This is a genomic window from Clostridium beijerinckii HUN142, from assembly GCF_000621745.1.
Classification (GTDB): domain Bacteria; phylum Bacillota; class Clostridia; order Clostridiales; family Clostridiaceae; genus Clostridium; species Clostridium beijerinckii_A.
Genome location: NZ_KK211335.1, coordinates 489,788 through 508,346, shown reverse-complemented (window position 1 = coordinate 508,346; position 18,559 = coordinate 489,788). Strand labels below are relative to the sequence as shown.

The window sequence follows — 18,559 nt, the reverse complement described above, 5'->3', positions numbered from 1 at the left end:
TTTCAGTATATTTTAACTTTTTAATATTTCCTCTATTCTATTTATACACCTAGTATCTAATACTATATCATAAAAACAACAACATGTTTTTATTTTTTCCCACAGCTCATTATTTTCATTATTTGATACAATATATCTTTTAAATACAACATAACAAAGGAAAGAATAATTCACTAGTACGTGAATTATTCTTTCCTTTTTAATATTTTATATGTGTTAAAAAAGTCCATTTAACAAAATTAACTATAATGCACAATCAATCCAATCAAATCCATAATCACCATTATACTTCTGACAGTATCTTCTGTGTTATATTATCAATTTCATTTTATACCCCTTACTTTATATTATCTTTACAGGCTCAACTTAAATAAAAATATCACTTAATGTGGAAAGATTTTAATCTATATATTACATAATAAATAGTTTTCCTTTCCCCTTTTTAATCTATTTCATATATCCGCCTTTCATTGGTGATACTGCATGTTCTGAAAAAATCTTTAGAATTCCGGACTCGTATTTTGATTTTCGTGGTTTCCAATTCTTTCTACGGTCTTCAAAGACTTTCTCCACTTCTTCTTTACTGCATTTTTTTCCCTTTATACCAACGATCTGTAATACTCTTTTAGGAATACTAATTTCAATCAAATCATCTTCTTCAATTAGTGCAATCGGTCCCCCTACTGCTGCTTCAGGTGATACATGTCCAATTGCTGGTCCTTTAGAAGCTCCCGAGAATCTACCATCTGTTATTAATGCTATACTTGCCGATAATTCTTCATCTGAAGAAATTGCCTCTGTTGTATAGAACATCTCTGGCATTCCACTACCTTTTGGCCCTTCATATCTTATAATAACTGCATCCCCTGGACGAATTACTTTTTTTAAGACTGCATCAATAGCTTCTTCTTCACTATCAAAAGGTTTTGCTTTTAGTATGGCCTCATGCATTTCTTTAGGAACAGCGGAATGTTTTACTACCGCACCTTCTGGTGCTATATTTCCCTTTAATATCGATACAGAACCATTAGTACCAATAGCATTATTAAATGGACGAATAACATCTTCTTTTTTTAATCCCACTTTTTCAAGATACTCATTGCACTTCTCATAATATCCATTAGTTTTTAATTCTTCTAAGTTTTCACCTAAAGTTTTACCTGTTACAGTCATCACATCCAAATGAAGCAAATGCTTTAGCTCTTCCATTATTGCTGGCACACCACCTGCGTAATAAAAATATTGTGCAGGCCATTTTCCAGCAGGTCGTATGTTTAGTAAGTAATGTGCATCTTTGTGTATTCTATCAAAAGTCTCTTCATCAACATATAATCCAAATTCATGAGCTATAGCAGGTAAATGTAATAGCGAATTAGTCGACCCTGATATAGCTGCGTGTACTAATATAGCATTTTCAAAAGATTTGATTGTAACAATATCTTTTGGGCGAAGATTCATTTTAGTTAGTTCAACAGCTTGTCTACCGGCTTTTAAAGCCACTTCTTCTAAATCTCCACATGTTGCTGGCATTAACGAACTACCTGGAAGCATTAATCCAAGAGATTCTGCCATTACTTGCATTGTAGCTGCTGTTCCCATAAATGAACACGCTCCACAAGACGGACATGCATTTTCTTTATAAAAAGTTAATTTTTCTTCTGAGATTTCACCACGTTGGCACATTGCACTATACGCGCCTATTTGTTCTAGTGTCAATAAATCAGGACCAGCCTCCATTACACCTCCTGTGACCATAATAGCTGGTATGTTTAATCTTCCAATTGACATAAGATGTGATGGAACTGCTTTATCACAACTTGAAATAAATACACCTCCATCAAATGGTGTTGCATTAGCATGTATTTCTATTAATGATGTTAATATATCTCTAGACGCTAAAGAATAGTTTATTCCGTCATGTCCTTGTGACATTCCATCACAAATATCTGTTGCAAAATATCTAGCACCTTTCCCACCTGATTGTGTAATTCCCTCAACTGCTTTGTCAGAAAATTTCAAGAGATGAGCACTCCCTGGGTGACTATCTCCAAATGTGCTTTCTACTATAATTTGTGGCTTCGCCAAATCTTCTGTCGTCCACCCCATTCCTCTTCGAAGTGGATCCATCTCTGGAGCAATTTTTCTTACTTCTTGACTAATCATACTGCTTCTCTCCTTAATTATTATTTAATATCGTTCAAATACATCTGATGTATTTATAATATCACATCCGATGTATTTGTCAATTTTTTTAATTTTATAAGTAAAAATCCGTAAACATCTATTAAAAAACATATTTAACGCTTACATTCATCTGATGTATTTAGGATATAAATAAAAATACATCTCCTCTTTAAATAAGAACAGATGTATTTTATCTATGCCAAATAATTAATAATTTTTTTCCTTCGTTATAATGCTTCTGATATTTCTTCGATTATATACTAAATGTAAGAGCATTGCATCATGCGCTCCGCTAGCATTATGTTCCTTAATTGAATTAAAAATTTCCCTATGCGTCTCTATTGTTTCACTACGTAATTTTCTATTTGTAATATCAATAAATATAGTAATAGATCTATTAATTATTGGAATTAAATTAACCATAACCAAATTCTTGCTACTCTTAGCTATTGCAGTATGAAATTCTATATCTTTCTCTAGATATGGTTCATTTTTCAAGATAAGGCTTTCTATTTCGTCACACAAGTTAGACATTCGTTCAATTTCTTCATCAGTAGCTTTTGTAGCAGCTATAGATGCTATTGCCGGCTCTATCATAAATCTTACTTCCAATAAATCAAGGGCTAATTTATATTTATCTTTTACAAATGTTAATCCTAGCGGATCATCAGCAATTCCACATTTCTCAGAAATAAAAGTTCCAGCTCCACGTCTAATTTCCAGAACATTTCGTGAAACCAAAGCCTTTATAGCTTCCCTTATAGTACTTCTTCCTACATTAAGACTACTTGCAAGATCATATTCATTAGGCAATTTATCTCCAGCTTTCCAATCATTATCTATAATAAGCTGCACAATTCTTTCTGAAGTTTGCTCTCCTAGTGATTTTGTTGAACTACTTGTATCATTAAAACTCAACTCTTTAATATCTGACATATTTCCTCCCAATGCTAATATCTTACAGCTTAAAAGTACTTTCCAAAAGTATTTTCTAATCTTGCCAATCTAGCACGCTGTATTATTTAATCTTTAAACAAACAAGTTTTATCCTCCAAGTCATACTTGCTATTAAGCAGGCTAAATACCATGGAGGATAATTAAAATGTTAGCATTCACTTATTATAATACTGAAAATTTTATCAATTTTAAAGACTTTTTAAATATATTTTTAAATTCATCAGCTTTCTTTTTTGAAATTCTATACACTTTCTATAATCACTTATTAAACCTTTAAATTTTCTATTTACCGCAGCTTGTTGATTCTCCGTTATTAAAAATTCCTCAAAATTTCTGATTACTTAACATCTTCTTTTATAAAAAATAGCCCTAAGCTATATCACTTAGAGCCAAATATTTCAATTATATAATTAATTATTGTTCTTCCGTGCAAAATACGGCATTATAAATCCTAACCCAAGTAATACAAAAGGAGTTATAATATTGAGCACTAATTGAAATTTATTAGCTGTATACATACCACTAATACATGCAAAAGCAGTAAATACGAAACACCATGCTCCAATTATCATACCAACAGTTCTGTTTTTTACAAATCGATATTCTGGCTTGAATTTTTCTCCTGCTTTTTTCAATGCAATATAAGCAGCAAATACCCATAAATAACGAAGTGGCATACACACGGCATTTAATTTCACTAGCCATTTCACTAGCTCGTCTACATTCCCAATACCAAAGGCTGGAACTATTATTAAAATTGAAACAATTATTAAAATTAATTTATGGCCATTTTTATATGTGCCATATTTATTTTTTATAAACATTTTTTCAGGAATAAAATTCTTATCCGCACTATCAAGTAACATACGTAAAGGTGCATCAATAGATATAATTAATACCGCAAACTGTCCAATCATGTTAGTAATAGCATAAACCACAACAAATAAATTACCTAGATGATAGTATTCTCCTAACTTCTGGAATGCATAGTATGCTCCATTTGTCATTAAATCTTTAGGCACATTACTTGAATCAAACATCATTCCAAGAGAAATTGTTCCTAAAATTGCACATACAGCTACCATAATAGCTAATGCAATCATCCCTTTTGAGAATCCCTTTTCAGGATCATCCATTTCGTTTACATACGGTGAAATCTTTTCACAACCGCCAACTGCAAAAATTAATATAGATAGACCTGTAAAAAACTTCATATCAAATGCAGGCATAAACGTTTTTATAGACCAATCGATAGAATTTAAATGCGCATTAGTAATAGCAGGTGCAGCTACCATTAAAATAATAAACAAAATTGACATTACAAACATTGATGTTCCTGCAAGTGTAGACAATTTTTTTAACGGATTTAATCCTTTAGAAGCTATATAAAGTCCAACTAAAAAAATTACCAAACATGTTACTTGTAGTAACTTTGTATCCATACTGCTAATTCTTTTATCTTGAAATATAGCCCAACTTGTTGCTATCATAAAGTTTGATGGCTTTTGTGAAATATAAGGCATATGAACAATCCAGTATGTCCATCCTGCATAATAGGCAACTCTAGGACTTATGGTTTCGTTAATCCACGAACTGACACCACCACCAAATTCTTTAAACGCTGATCCCAACTCTCCTACCATCAGTGCATACGGCACGAAATAAATAGCAAAAATCAGTATCCAAGATACAATTGACTTAAGACCATTATACTCAGAAAATCCATTAATAACGTTTCCAAAACCCCAAACAGTCGAAAAAGCCATAAATGCTAAGGTATACCAAACAATCTTTTTGTTGTTTTTTTCAGACATAAACTTTTCTCTCCCACTTATATTATTTTAATTTTTATATTAAAATAATATACTATACTTTTGCCTTTGTATATATTTTCGACAAAATCAGCTTTTATTTAATTATATTGCTAACTTGATTAAAATCTACAAATAATTTTTTCTTTAAATCTATCAGATTGATATATCTCAATTATCTTCTTAAAGAAAAATAATGAAATCTCAGGTATGCTAAATACTAAACTTTTAGCACTCATCATCTTAAAGTTGCCATGAGCATTAATCCTAAAAAGAATTCTAAACCAAATAAAAAAATTTTTAAATTAGTTATACTTTAACTTTTTGTAACTTTTATAAAAAAACACTCCATTCATAAATACTGTCCTGAAACAGTTTTATATGAATAAAGTGCTTTCCCATTTTTTAATTATCATTCACTAATATGCTGAATTGTTTTAATCCATAAATTATTTTTTCTACTTCTTCCGGATCTGTATTTTTTATAGAATTTAGTATAAGATTTGATATAAACTCTTTTTTCATTTTGCAAATATCATTGTTTTTCCTAAATTCCTCTGAAATTGACAGCCTTACAATTCTACGATTTTCCTTTGGTATTTCTCTTGTCACAACTCCTTGTTTTTCGAGACGATCAACTATTCCTGAAACTGTACTTTTAGTTAATCCCATATGATCACTTAATTCATTTAGGGTTATCGATGGCATCATATATAAATGAAATATAACATTTAATTGAGGTGCTGTAAATCCGCAATCTTTTGCGATCTTTTCAAACCTACAATTCAATGTCTTCTTAATATTCTTAAATACATCAATAATCTCATCTGCTTGTTTTTGATATAATTCATTATTCGGCGATGAGGGCCCCTCCTGTCGGTTCATTTTTTTCACCTTCTTTATTTTCTTTTTTAGGCGCTTTCTTTCCACCCATAAATAAAGCTAAAAATATAGTCACGAATACTATAACAACAGTTACTATAACTGAATATGACATAGCATCTACATAAGCTTGGCCTTGAATTATCTTTACTATATAAGATACTGCAGAAGCTCTAGCAGTATTTGTATCCATTCCCATTCCCATAAATGCTTTAGTTAATGTACTTATTGTGCTATTAGAAGTTGGATTATATACATTAATTTGTTCTGATAACTTTGCATAATTATAATCATTTCTTCCTTGTATAAGAGTAGACATTAAAGTAACACTAACTGAACCAGCCACCTGTCTTAAGGTATTTGAAAGAGCTGATGCTCTACTAATTAAATGTGCTGGAACAACGTTCATCCCGGTAGTACTAATCGGCATCATACTCAATCCTATTCCAATGGACCTTATACAATTAACAAGTATGATATAGTCTTTACTCGAATTCATGTTTATAGCTGTTGCAAGTTCATATGAAGCGCCTGCAAGTATTATAAGTCCAGGTATAACCAGTGCTTTTACGCCAACTTTATTTAATAAATTACCGCTAAGAGGCATCATAATTCCCATTACCAGAGCTCCCGGCAACATTATTAATCCGGCTTCCATAGGTGTATATCCTCTTATATTCTGTAAAAATAATGGTAATACGTAAACACCACCCATCATTGCCAGAGTTAATACACTAGTTATAATTTGACTAATTGTAAAATCAAATAATTTAAAAATTCTTAAATCTAATAATGGATCCGGATGAGTTAATTCATTTACTATAAATAATACAAGACTTAAACATCCAAGGGTCATCAGAATTGGATTTTCAAGTTTCGACCAATCAATTGACGAGCCTTCACCTAGAACATATAGTATACTTACTAGCCCTACAGTAGAAGACAAAAATCCAACTATATCAAATGATTTAAAAGGTTTCCTTTCTGTGCCCTTTAATAAAATCAAAGCCAATATTACTCCCACTATCCCTACTGGAACATTAACATTGAAAATAAGTCTCCAGTCCATTTTTTCGATAATATATCCACCTAAAGTAGGTCCTATTGCAGGTGCTGCCATCGCAGCTATTCCCCAAAATCCAAGTGCTAATCCAATCTTTTCTCGAGGAAATATTTGATATATTATTGACATTCCTACTGGCATTATCATTCCTCCTCCAATAGCTTGGAGAACACGAAATGCTATCATACTTGTATTGCTCCAAGAAAGACCGCATAACATAGACCCGACCGTAAACATCGCTAAAGCAAATACATATATTCTTTTAGCTCCTAAAATTTCCTGCAAATATCCAGTAAGTGGTATAATCGCACCAAGTGCCAATGTATAAGATGTTAACACCCACTTTATATCATCTAAAGATACTCCAAAAACAGCCATCATTTTAGGAAGAGCAATATTTACTATACTACTATCAAGTATAGACATAAAAGTACCTATTATAACTACACCTAATGCTAACCAACTACTTGCTAATGATTCGTTATTATTCTCTTCCATTATATCACCTCATTATTTAATATGAATCTTAATAACAGCATTAGTTCCTGGAAGAATTTTACTATCGAAATTATCAAGTTCAATTTTTATAGGTACCCTTTGAACTACTTTAGTAAAGGTCCCACTTGTTGATGATGGTAATAATGATATAGCAGAATTAGATATTTCCCCTATTGTTTTTACTTTTCCACCAAACTTTTGTGAATCATATTCATCAATAGTAATATCAACCGGTTGTCCAACTTTTACTTTTTCAAGTTTTGTTTCTTCTATGTTAGCAGAAATATAGAGTTTAGTTGGATCTACTAACGTAATTAAAGTTTGACCCGTTGATAAAAGTTCTCCAACAGTTCCCTGCTTCTTTACTACAATTCCATCAATAGGTGCTCTTACTAAAGATTGTTCTACACTTGTGTCTGGAAGATTATTCATTTCTTGACGCGCTAGTATTTCATTTTTTGTTACTTTCTCTCCTTCATCAACATTAAGCTCTAGTAATTTACCAGAAATTTGTGGAGTTACACTAACAAAATCTGCATTAACTCTTGCATCTTCAGTTGAAACATAGTATGCATTTTCATACCAATAGTAGAATCCTATACTACCCAATGCTACCACAATTACCAACAATATTCCAATAATTAATATTTTACGCTTTCCTTTCATATTCAAGTCACCTCTTCCCTTATTCCTTTAATCCAATTTCAGCAAACATACCAGGCTTTAATTGTGAATTTGGGTCTGATAAACTAACTTTAACCAAAATATTTCTACTTTGTGAATTTAGTTTTGAATTTATTACAGTTATCTTTCCGTCAAATTCAACATTATCTACTTCTGATACTTTAACTACTACATCTTGTCCTTCTTGAAGCTGACCTGCAATATCTAAAGGTGCATATGCATTTACCACTAAAGCATCTGGATTAGATATTGAAACAAGAGTTGCACCTGGAGATGCCATCTCACCTACATTAATGCTTTTGGCATTTACTACACCCGAAATCGGTGCTGTAAGAGTTCCATTATTTAATGTTGTTTGTGCAGTTTTTAAAGCAGCTTCTGCTTGTGCCACTTGAGCTTTATAAACATCTATACTTGTTTGTGTTGCTCCATTATTAAGCATGTTTAGTTGCTCTTGTGCAGATTTCTGTTGTGACTCTGCAGTTGTAAGCTGTTGATGTGCAGCTTCAAGTTGTTGCTGAGTATTTGCTCCCGCATCAACCAAAGCTTTAGTACGATCATAGTTTTTCTTAGCAACATCATAAGCTTCATTTGCACTATCTAAAGTTGCTTGAGCTTGTGATATTTGTTCTGGACGTGTAGAATTCATAGCGTTAGTTAACGTTGCATTTGCAGTATCAACTGCTGCCTGTGCTTGATTCACTTGTGCTTGCAAGTCTTGAGTATCTAATTTAACTATAGTATCACCTGCATTTACTTTTGACCCAACATCAACTAGTACTTCTGAAACTCTTGCTGAAATTTTTGAAGCTATATTCGCTTGATCATTTGCTTCTATTTTTCCAGCCATTATGTATTTATTTTTAGCTTGCTCTGAAGTAGTTTCAGCAGTTTTTGAATTATTGCTTGTATTTCCGTTATTAGTCGAACCGCAACCACTTAACATTAGTGCTACAACTAAACAAACTAACATAGTCTTTTTCATATTAACCCTCCATGTACGAATTATTTTTATACATATTGTTCGCATACTAACAGTATGTATTATACAATAGATTGTCCTTGTTATCAAGAATATTATTCCATGAATTTATACATTTTTTTCGAAATCGTATACACTTTTTGCTAAAATATCTTAGCAATTTACATGTAATTTAAATATAACTATACCTTACTCAAAAAAGTCATGCATATATATTTATGCATGACTTTAATCTTTTCTTTATTTAGGGTAAAAATATATCAAAACTCAATTAGTTACTTAATTTTGAAAAACAACAATATTTACAAATGCTAGTAGAGAGAAACTTATATTTGAAAATCTATTCAGGTATTTCCAAATAGAAAAATACTCCTTCTTCCATATTTTTCACTGTAGTAATTCCACCATGAAGGTGTGCAATCAATCTTACTAATGACAGACCTATGCCATGACCTCCATACTTCCTCGATCTTGACTTGTCAACTTTATAGCATACATCCCAAAGTTTATCTATTTCTTCCTTACGTATATTATCACCAGTATTGAAAACACCTATCTTTATTTTATTTTCTTCTTTCTTGGCAATTATATTAATAATTCTTCTGCCTTTCACATGATCAATGGCATTCGTAATAAAATTGTTTACAGCTTTCTCAAGCAGATCTCTATCAGCATGGATTTTACAATCTTTCATGCAATCTAAGGTAAATGTAATATTTTTTTCATCGATTGCTGGTTTAAATCGTTCTACAATTTTGCATAGAAATTCATTAACATCAAATGATATAACATTTAGACTAATCATCCCACCTTCTATCATAGAATAATGTAAAAGTTCTTTAACCAGCCTATCCATTCTATCACATTCTTCAACTAATATATAGCAATACTTATCCATTGTTTCCTTATCATTAGCCACTCCAAATTTAAGCCCTTCCGCATAACCTTTAATAATCCCAATTGGTGTCTTTAATTCGTGGGACATATTCCTTACAAGTTCTTTCTTACGTTCCACATCTTGCTTAAGCTCATCTATACTTTTGTTAAGCTTGTCAGAAATCTTATTTATACTATTTCCTAGCCTTCCTATTTCATCTTTCGAATCTATATCAACAACCTTGTCAAATTTAAGATTAGATATATTTTCAGCAATTTTACTCATTTCTATAATTGGCTTTGTTATTTTATTAGAGAAAATAATAATAAATATAGCACCAATAAGCATTACTATAAGTCCTGCCAATATATAAAATTGATTTGCAATTACTACGCTCTCATGAATACTCTTAAAAGACTTCTTTAGAATAATAAAATCTCCATTCTCAATTTGTGAAACAAATACTAATTTTGTCCTTTGATCATTATTTTTCTCATCAATATAGTAAACATACTTTTTCGAAAGTCTTTTTTCATTTTCTATAATAGTTTGTTTAATCTCCTTGGATAGACGTTTTTCTTCATCATTTGATTTAGGATGAATAGAATTGTATTTTATATCATAATTATTATCAACAATTATTGTATTAATGTTATCAACACTTTGTATTGTGTCTGCATATTGATAATTGTCTTTTTCACCTTCCATATATTCATCCTTAATTTTCTGACTTACTGACACTAAGGCTCCCTTATTTTTATAAATATAATATGATTCTAGGAAAACTGAATTTAAAATTATCCCACCTAAAACTAATGAAATCATAAGAACCATAAATATATAAAATAATTTTGTCTTAATTGTTTTCATATTTTTCTACCTCAAACATGTATCCACTTCCTCTTATAGTTTTTATCCAATCTCCTTGTTCCGAAAGTTTAGCCCTTAAAGTTTTTATATGCGTATCTATAGTTCTTATATCACCATCAAAATTATATCCCCATACTTTATCCAATATCTGCTCTCTGCTTAGAACTGTATTAACATTTCCAACTAAATACAGTAAAAGATTATATTCTTTTGGATTTAATTTAATTTCTTCATCATCAATCACTACTTTATGAGTTCTTTGATATATCCTTAAGTTTCCTACAGCTATTTCGTCTGAGAATTTCTTCTTTACTTTCTTTACGATGTTATTCAAGCGTGCAACGAATATCTCATAGCTAAACGGTTTTCCAATGTAATCATCCGCACCTTTTTTAAGCCCTAACACTTCATGTTTTTCATCTCCTAATGCTGTCAGCATAATTATTGGCACTTCAGATTTTTCTCTTATTTCTTTAAGAACCTCCCACCCATCGTACACTGGCATCATTACATCTAATATGACCAAATCAATATCATTATTATTAAAAAACATATTAATAGCTTCTTCCCCATCACACGCTTCTATAGGCATGTACCCTTCTTTTCTCACTATATCACATACTAAATCACGAAATATATTGTCATCTTCAGCTACAAGAATTTTTATATCCATAATATACACCTTCTCTAATGTTAAAATTAAAAGCAGGTTCAAGATTTTTAATCTATAAACCTGCTTTTATATTAGCATAACTTTACTTATTTATACTATTTCAATAATATTACAATTTTATTAACAAATATAAATTAAATAGTACATTATTCAGTATATACTATAATTGGAGTTCCCGGCTCAATATTTTCAAATATTGTTTTTGCTAAATTATAAGGTGAATTTACGCATCCATGTGAACCGCTTGTTAAATATATCTGCTTACCAAACACTCCATTTCTCCAACTAGCATCATGAATACCTACATTTCCATTAAAAGGCATCCAATAATCAACTGGTGAACTATAATCTTCACCCTTTAATGTTGCATTTTTCTCTTTGTAATTTAGAACATATGTACCTACTGGTGTACCTGTATTATTACTTACATTTCCTGTAACAACATCATCATCAACAACTAGAGCTCCATTTTTATAAAACCATACATGCTGCTTAGTAACATTAACTTCTACATAAGTATTCCCTATATCGTTAGTTCCTTTTACAAATGCATTTTGTGCATATTTTGGTTCCTTTGTCACATCTTGTCCATTCTTTATAATTTCTATTAAATCTTTTACTTCTTTAGAGTTATCAACAATCCATCCATAATTACCGCCACTCACTTGTACTGTTTTTTTTGTTGCTGTAACAAAATCTCTTGTGCTACCAAAAGTATTATAAATGCTAGATATTTTATATACATAATTCCGAACTTTATCTTCATTGATTGTAACTTGCATATTGTCATCTACTCCAAGCCAGTTATGTATAGTAGATCCATCCAAAACTTCTTTTTTGCCATTTGAATCATACGTAATTTTTAATCCTATGTATTTATTAAGTGTATCTCTCGCTGCAGTTACTTCATCTGACTTTGAAGTGTATTTAGGATTTTCATAACAATTGCTTGAATCTAAATCTATTGATGTTTTCCCATCAAGGATCGCATTAGCTACATTATCATGTAAAGCATCTTTATTTATCTTATTTCCTAAAACTTCATCTACTATCTCGTATTCTCCATCTTTATAATTTAGGCTAGCATTTTGTGGTTGGGTTATCTTCTTGTTACTAACACAAGAAAGCTTATTTAGTGTTTGGTTTAGTTGTTCTTCATCATACATAATTATCTGGGATGCTTCAGAATTATTTTTCTTAAAAAATGTACTAGGCCAAGCAAATGAACTTTGATTATTCTTTAATTCTTTGATTTTATCAGAATTATATTTTAATCCAATATCACTAGCTTTAATTTGTTCTTTTACATCTCCTCTTTCGTCTAATTCCAATGCATATGATTGCATTTGGGAAGCTAGCTTTTCTTCTGCTCCCTCAACGGTCTGCCCGCCAACATTAACCCCATCAATTACGGTTCCAAAGTGAAAATGATTAATAGAATATAATGACATACCTAAATATATAGCACCCAAAGTACAGAGAGAAATTATAACCCCTGGTATAACCTTGTTACTACTTTTATTTCTTCTTTTTCTCATTATATCTACTCCCTTCGCTACTATTATACTAAAAAATCTAAATTATTAATATATAATTTTTCACCAAAAAAAGCCACCATAAATAGAAAATGCATTTCTATTTAAGGGTAGCTCACTCTCACATACTTTTACAGTACTCTGCTAATTTATTTGCAGCTTTCATCGCAGTACTTACAGAACCCTCTATCCATCCATGCGTTAACGAAACATGTTCTCCTGCAAAATATACTCTATTATTATATTCTGGCTTTACCATCGCATTAGAAAAAAGTTTTTGCTGCTGAGGCATAAAGTAGCAAAATGCTCCATAAAATCCTTTTTCCCTATCCCAGTCAACAGTTTTATGATCTTCTACTACATAATCAAGATATCCTCGTGGAAGACCCTGGACATCCTCAACTTGCCTTTTAATCAATTCAAATCGTGCATTATCATCTAAGCTTCCTACGCGTATTCCATCTAAGCCTAAATTATATGACGCCAACAAAACCCCTTGATCATCCCTAGCACTTCTTTTTCTCCCAACAGAAACACTCATATTATTTTTTATCGCCCCACCATCGCTGGTACTAAAATTATGACTAGGATACCATATAGTTTGAATTGGTAAATCAGTATTAGATCCTCCACCAACTATCTTCTCATTAGCGTTTCCTTTTTCCCAAAAACGTTCGTTACACATAAAAAGAGTTTTTTGAGATGATGTATAAAAAACTTCCCTTATTGACTGCATTTTTTCAGTACTAAACATAGGAAATACATTCACATTCCTAAGACTTGAGAAAGGTATTGCACAAATAACAAAATCAAAAGTTTGACTGTAAAGCTTAGAAGACTTCTCATCTTCATATTCTAGCACTACTTTATCCTCTATATCATTAATTTTATATATGCTTTTCACTGTCTTTCCACTTTCCCAAGATATTTTTCCCAAGTCTTCATCCCTAATATTATTGTATTCCTTTGGTTTTTTTGACATTAATGAATCATAAAAAGCTAGTGGTAAATTTACTGCTCCATCAACAATTTCATACCTATATGCATAATCTACAGTATATTCTTCAATTAAATTTTCAGAGTAACTATTATAATAGAATGAACCTAAAAAAGGTGCGACTCCCGAAATTAGTTCTATCGCTCCTTCACTTAATCCCATCTTTTCAAGTACTTCCCTTATTCCGAGGCTACCAACATATTTAATTATATCTGAATAATTTTCTTTTACCTCTAATAATTCCTTTCTTATAGAAGGGGGTATTTTTAATAAATTGCTTGCTAGTGCATCTCCAATTAGTTTCTGCCATGGAGTATTTCTTTCCCTCTCAGTCAATTTAAATTCCGGGTATATATTTTCCATTACACTTTTGCCCTGAGGATCATTTCGCGCACGCTTATGTCTTATATAAAATAATGCATTTTTATTATTTTGAATAAATGGCCTTGTTTTTATACCAAAAGTATTTATATAATGCCATGTTGTTTCATGACCTACTGGTGTACGCATAGCGCCAAATTCACCATAAAATCTTTTCTCCTCGTCAAAATAGTAGGTGTAAACTCGCCCTCCAATTCTTTTCTCTTCTGTTTCAAAAACAGTAATATCAAAACCTAGTTTTCTAAGTTCAAAGGCTGAAGCTAAACCTGCAATACCTCCACCTATTATACCAACCTTAAGCCCTTTACAACTTCCAGGAGGTAAAATTGTTGTAATATCTTTTGGTGGACTTAATAATTCAACTATATTATTGAAGTCTTCAATACGATTCGCTTCCTCTAATGTCATCCTTAACATTTCATGCCTTTCTTCATCAGTTGGATTATCTGGTTGAATAAAATTTGTTTCTCTAGGCAAATAAAGCCCACTCCTTTAAACAAAATCACTATAGTTAAATATATTATTCTAATAACTACAAAAGACCAGCTAAAAGCTGATCTTATTTTTAACATTAGTTTAGTAACTCTTCCATTAATAACTCTATAATAGCTTAATAATAACAAACAACCGGAGTCTTCTCATCAATATTATTAAATATAGTATTAGCCAAATAATATGGAGCATTCACGCACCCATGAGAACCATTTGTCAAATAAATTCTTCCACCGAATACTGATCTCCAGCTTGCATCATGAATTCCTATTCCTCCATTAAACGGCATCCAAAAATTAACCGGACTGCTATACCCTTGCCCTTTTAATGTAGCATCTCTTTGCTTGTATTTTAATGAATATACTCCAGTAGGTGTTGAAGTATTATTACTTACATTTCCTGTAACTACATCTCCATCTACTATTAGAGAACCATTCTTATAAAACCATACGTGCTGCTTGCTCATATTTACTTCTACATAAGTTTTTCCAATGTCATTGCCACCAGGGGACATTGCTGATTGTGTATATTTAGGTTCCTTTGTTACAGATTGTCCTTCTTTTATACTTGAAATTAATTCCTTTACTTCTTCATCATTATTAATTAACCAACCATAATCTCCTCCACTAACTTGTACAGTTGTTCCTAACGATGTAACAAAATTTCTTACCTTACCAACTGTATTATAATTTTCTAATATATTACTTAGATATTCTTTAATTTTATGTTCATCAAGTGTAATTTCTAAATTATTACTTACATTAATCCATTTGTTTATTATAGATCCATTTATCACTTCAGTCTTATCCCCAAAATTATAAGTTATCTTAGAAGATATATATTTATTAATGGTATCTTTAGTATTAATAACCTCCTGAGATTTTGAAGTATATTGAGGTTTTTCGTAGCAATCACCTTCATCTAAATCTAATGTTGCTTCCCCATTAAGAATTGCATTCACAATACTATCATGTAATGCCATCTTATCAATTTTATTACCATATACCTCATCAATAATTTTATACCCATCATCTGTATACTCGAAGCTAGGATTTTGTGGTTCATTTACGTTATTACTATTAAAACATGAAAGATTATCAATGCTCTTTTTTAGTAACTCATCATCATAAGTAACTACATTCGTTATCTTAGAATCATTTGTGCCTAATAATGAAACAAACCACTCAAATGGATTTTGCTTATCTTTTAGTTCCTTAACCTTTCCATCTGAATTATACTCTAGCTTTATATCATTTCCATTAATTTGTTCTTCATTATTTCCTCTTTCCTTTAATTTCAAAGTATAATTTCCAATTTCATTTGGCATTTCTTCATCAACTTCTTGTATAGTCTTACCTGAAACATTAATACAACTAACCGTAGAACCAAAATAAAAGTGGTTCATAAAATATATTGCCAGCCCCAAATATATAGCAAGTAAAGTAAAACATGAAACTATAATGCCTATTAAAAGCTTTTTGTGTTTATTTTTCTGCATTTCCATAATAACGTCTCACCCCGTTATTATTATACAAATATATGTAATAAATAATGTATGCTTTATTTACCCATTTATTTTTCCAGAATATTATTCTTTTACAATATATCCTATATTATCTTACTAAATACTTCTTAATACTCAAAGTATACCATTTCACTTACAAGGTACTCTATTCTTTATAAAGAATCACAAAGTTATATGTGTCATTATTCTTTATTTCTCTTTTTAAAATTTCGATATTTTTCTAATATATCTCCATTCTCTGCAAAAAACATATTGAGCATATCTATATTTTTAATAGTTTCGCTGCTAATAATATGCTCAATTAATTCTGTTTCTTCTAAAATATCTTGCTTACACTCCAAATATTCCAAAAACTTTTTTACAATATTGTGTCTTTCTAACAAGTATCTACCTATATTTATTCCTTCCTCTGTCAGAATTATTACCCCATACTTTTCATACTTTATAAGGGACAATTCTCCAAACTTTTTCATCATTTTAGATGCCGATGAATCGCGAACATTTAACATTTGTGCTATTTTGTTTAGCCTAACAACTTTTTCTTCCATGCTGCATCTGTAAATCATTTCCAAATAATCTTCCATAGACGGAGTAAGCAATTTTCTTGCCAAGTTTATATTTTCATAACCTCTTGCAGTATGAAAATTTTTTTCCATATTCTTCACCATCCAATTTCACTATATTTTTAATACCAATATGTTGTTAACAGTGATTTCTAAATTACTATTCATATCTCAGCCTAGAGAAAAACTTTTTTCTAAACTTAAACTTACTAATAATATACAAAAAGACTAATAAATATGAATACTAATTTATTGAATAGTCATAGTTACACTTAATACGACTTAACTAATAAATATTTACAAAGTAAATTGGACTACTAATGGTGTTCCAAAAAATTTCTACACTTAACTTTGATTAACATAAACAAATTGAATATATTATTGAAGATCCTATTAACTATATCTATGGTTATTACACTTTCAGTTAACATCATTGTTAGAAAAACCATAGCATTTAATATTATCTAAATATTAAAAAACAACATGATGGGTAATTGATCACAAAAAAAATTAAAAATGCTACAATCTAATATTTAAAATTGTAGCACTTTTAATTTATTATATATTTATTTCTGCGAAATCTCAGCTAATTTTATATGTTCGATATATTTTTCTCCCCAAATAGATATACTATCCAAAACTAATTTAAATTCTTTCCCTATCTCGGTTAATGAATACTCAACTTTAGGTGGTACCTGTGGAAAAACCTGACGTCTTATTAGGCCATATTCCTCCAAACTACGAAGCTGTTTTGTTAATGTAGCTTGCTTTAATTCAGGTAATAATTTTTGTAATTCTCCAAAACGAAGTGTTTTTGTACTTAAGGTATGTAAAATCATTATTGCCCACTTGCCTGCGATAATTCTTTGTGCTGTTACAAACGGACACTTACCAAATAAATTATAATCTTCCTCCATTATGTACTCCCTTTAGTATATTTATGATACTATGTATTTAAAATAATCCTACTTGAAAAAGTTATGGTAATAACCTATATTATGTACAAAGAGATTATAACATATTAAAATTAAAGGAGCAATTAAGATGAATGAAGTATTAGAATTTTTGCTTAGCAACCCTATCTTCTATGTCGCAACCATGGATGGTGATCAACCAAGAGTACGTCCTTTTGGTGCAGTAATGAAATATGAAAACAAATTGTATTTTACGACAAACAATACTAAATCTGTTTTTGAACAATTAGTTGCAAATCCTAAGGTTGAACTATCTACAACTTCTCCTAAAGGTGAATGGATTCGTTTAAGTGGAAAAGCAGTTTTTGATTCCAGTTCAGAAGCAAAAGCAGCTATGTTAGAATCGGTTCCATCATTAAAAAAGATGTACAGTTTAGATGATAACATCTTTGAAGTATTTTATCTTGAAGATGCAATTGTAACATTTAGTTCTTTTACTAGCGGACCTAAAACAATTAAGCTATAATCATTATATATTCTAAAAAGCTATACTCATATTTGAAGTATAGCTTTAATTATAAGGTAGCAAGTTAATATTTTATAATCATGCTTAATAAGCATACGTTACGCTTGAGTCTGTACATTCTGAACTTAGTTGAGTAATTGGATTA

General features: G+C 30.6%; 15 protein-coding genes. 1 reads left to right on the top strand and 14 read right to left on the bottom strand.

From position 1 onward, the window contains the following. Positions 1-447: 447 nt before the first annotated feature. The 14 genes from ilvD to T483_RS0120350 form a co-directional block, all read right to left on the bottom strand. On the bottom strand, positions 448-2,163 hold the full coding sequence (gene ilvD, locus T483_RS0120415; protein ID WP_026888497.1) for a dihydroxy-acid dehydratase: 1,716 nt from the start codon (positions 2,161-2,163) through the stop codon (positions 448-450). A gap of 228 nt (positions 2,164-2,391) precedes the next feature. After that, positions 2,392-3,120 (bottom strand): FadR/GntR family transcriptional regulator, encoded by a 729-nt coding sequence (locus T483_RS0120410; protein ID WP_026888496.1) that lies wholly within the window; start codon positions 3,118-3,120, stop codon positions 2,392-2,394. 431 nt (positions 3,121-3,551) lie between these two features. Next, complete coding sequence (locus T483_RS0120405; RefSeq protein ID WP_026888495.1) at positions 3,552-4,955, bottom strand: APC family permease; 1,404 nt, start codon at positions 4,953-4,955, stop codon at positions 3,552-3,554. 402 nt (positions 4,956-5,357) lie between these two features. After that, entirely contained in the window at positions 5,358-5,837 is a 480-nt protein-coding gene (locus T483_RS0120400; RefSeq protein WP_026888494.1) for a MarR family transcriptional regulator, read from the bottom strand. Further along, positions 5,803-7,395 carry a DHA2 family efflux MFS transporter permease subunit gene (locus tag T483_RS0120395; protein WP_026888493.1) on the bottom strand — a complete coding sequence of 531 codons (1,593 nt, stop codon included), beginning with the start codon at positions 7,393-7,395 and terminating at the stop codon, positions 5,803-5,805. The genes T483_RS0120400 and T483_RS0120395 overlap by 35 nt, the downstream gene beginning before the upstream one ends. 12 nt (positions 7,396-7,407) lie before the next feature. Continuing rightward, on the bottom strand, positions 7,408-8,061 hold the full coding sequence (locus tag T483_RS0120390) for an HlyD family secretion protein (RefSeq protein WP_026888492.1): 654 nt from the start codon (positions 8,059-8,061) through the stop codon (positions 7,408-7,410). 19 nt (positions 8,062-8,080) lie between these two features. Next, positions 8,081-9,064 carry an efflux RND transporter periplasmic adaptor subunit gene (locus T483_RS0120385; protein WP_026888491.1) on the bottom strand — a complete coding sequence of 328 codons (984 nt, stop codon included), beginning with the start codon at positions 9,062-9,064 and terminating at the stop codon, positions 8,081-8,083. 337 nt (positions 9,065-9,401) lie between these two features. After that, positions 9,402-10,808 carry a sensor histidine kinase gene (locus tag T483_RS0120380; protein WP_026888490.1) on the bottom strand — a complete coding sequence of 469 codons (1,407 nt, stop codon included), beginning with the start codon at positions 10,806-10,808 and terminating at the stop codon, positions 9,402-9,404. Then, the gene (locus T483_RS0120375) at positions 10,795-11,481 is read right to left on the bottom strand and encodes a response regulator transcription factor (protein WP_026888489.1); all 687 of its coding nucleotides are present in this window, start codon (positions 11,479-11,481) and stop codon (positions 10,795-10,797) included. Before T483_RS0120375 ends, T483_RS0120380 begins: the two co-directional genes overlap by 14 nt. Positions 11,482-11,627: 146 nt before the next feature. Next, entirely contained in the window at positions 11,628-13,019 is a 1,392-nt protein-coding gene (locus T483_RS0120370; protein WP_026888488.1) for a L,D-transpeptidase family protein, read from the bottom strand. A gap of 118 nt (positions 13,020-13,137) precedes the next feature. After that, a complete protein-coding gene (locus T483_RS0120365; RefSeq protein WP_026888487.1) occupies positions 13,138-14,871 on the bottom strand; it encodes a flavin monoamine oxidase family protein in 1,734 nt (577 codons plus the stop codon). 133 nt (positions 14,872-15,004) lie between these two features. Next, positions 15,005-16,390: a L,D-transpeptidase family protein gene (locus T483_RS0120360; RefSeq protein WP_026888486.1), complete on the bottom strand. Its 1,386-nt coding sequence runs from the start codon at positions 16,388-16,390 to the stop codon at positions 15,005-15,007. Positions 16,391-16,593: 203 nt separating this feature from the next. Then, positions 16,594-17,067, bottom strand: coding sequence for a metal-dependent transcriptional regulator (locus T483_RS0120355; RefSeq protein WP_026888485.1), 474 nt, complete (start codon positions 17,065-17,067; stop codon positions 16,594-16,596). Positions 17,068-17,540: 473 nt separating this feature from the next. Beyond that, the gene (locus T483_RS0120350) at positions 17,541-17,891 is read right to left on the bottom strand and encodes a winged helix-turn-helix transcriptional regulator (RefSeq protein WP_026888484.1); all 351 of its coding nucleotides are present in this window, start codon (positions 17,889-17,891) and stop codon (positions 17,541-17,543) included. Between the two features lie 127 nt (positions 17,892-18,018). Here T483_RS0120350 and T483_RS0120345 point away from each other — a divergent pair, with 127 nt between their 5' ends. Beyond that, positions 18,019-18,414, top strand: coding sequence for a pyridoxamine 5'-phosphate oxidase family protein (locus T483_RS0120345; RefSeq protein ID WP_026888483.1), 396 nt, complete (start codon positions 18,019-18,021; stop codon positions 18,412-18,414). The last annotated feature ends 145 nt before the right edge of the window (positions 18,415-18,559 follow it).

Bases quoted from the DNA above. Each gene is read 5' to 3' on its own strand.
- ilvD (WP_026888497.1), bottom strand. From the start codon at position 2,163: ATGATTAGTCAAGAAGTAAGAAAAATTGCTCCAGAGATGGATCCACTT.
- T483_RS0120410 (WP_026888496.1), bottom strand. From the start codon at position 3,120: ATGTCAGATATTAAAGAGTTGAGTTTTAATGATACAAGTAGTTCAACA.
- T483_RS0120405 (WP_026888495.1), bottom strand. From the start codon at position 4,955: ATGTCTGAAAAAAACAACAAAAAGATTGTTTGGTATACCTTAGCATTT.
- T483_RS0120400 (WP_026888494.1), bottom strand. From the start codon at position 5,837: ATGAACCGACAGGAGGGGCCCTCATCGCCGAATAATGAATTATATCAA.
- T483_RS0120395 (WP_026888493.1), bottom strand. From the start codon at position 7,395: ATGGAAGAGAATAATAACGAATCATTAGCAAGTAGTTGGTTAGCATTA.
- T483_RS0120390 (WP_026888492.1), bottom strand. From the start codon at position 8,061: ATGAAAGGAAAGCGTAAAATATTAATTATTGGAATATTGTTGGTAATT.
- T483_RS0120385 (WP_026888491.1), bottom strand. From the start codon at position 9,064: ATGAAAAAGACTATGTTAGTTTGTTTAGTTGTAGCACTAATGTTAAGT.
- T483_RS0120380 (WP_026888490.1), bottom strand. From the start codon at position 10,808: ATGAAAACAATTAAGACAAAATTATTTTATATATTTATGGTTCTTATG.
- T483_RS0120375 (WP_026888489.1), bottom strand. From the start codon at position 11,481: ATGGATATAAAAATTCTTGTAGCTGAAGATGACAATATATTTCGTGAT.
- T483_RS0120370 (WP_026888488.1), bottom strand. From the start codon at position 13,019: ATGAGAAAAAGAAGAAATAAAAGTAGTAACAAGGTTATACCAGGGGTT.
- T483_RS0120360 (WP_026888486.1), bottom strand. From the start codon at position 16,390: ATGGAAATGCAGAAAAATAAACACAAAAAGCTTTTAATAGGCATTATA.
- T483_RS0120355 (WP_026888485.1), bottom strand. From the start codon at position 17,067: ATGGAAAAAAATTTTCATACTGCAAGAGGTTATGAAAATATAAACTTG.
- T483_RS0120350 (WP_026888484.1), bottom strand. From the start codon at position 17,891: ATGGAGGAAGATTATAATTTATTTGGTAAGTGTCCGTTTGTAACAGCA.
- T483_RS0120345 (WP_026888483.1), top strand. From the start codon at position 18,019: ATGAATGAAGTATTAGAATTTTTGCTTAGCAACCCTATCTTCTATGTC.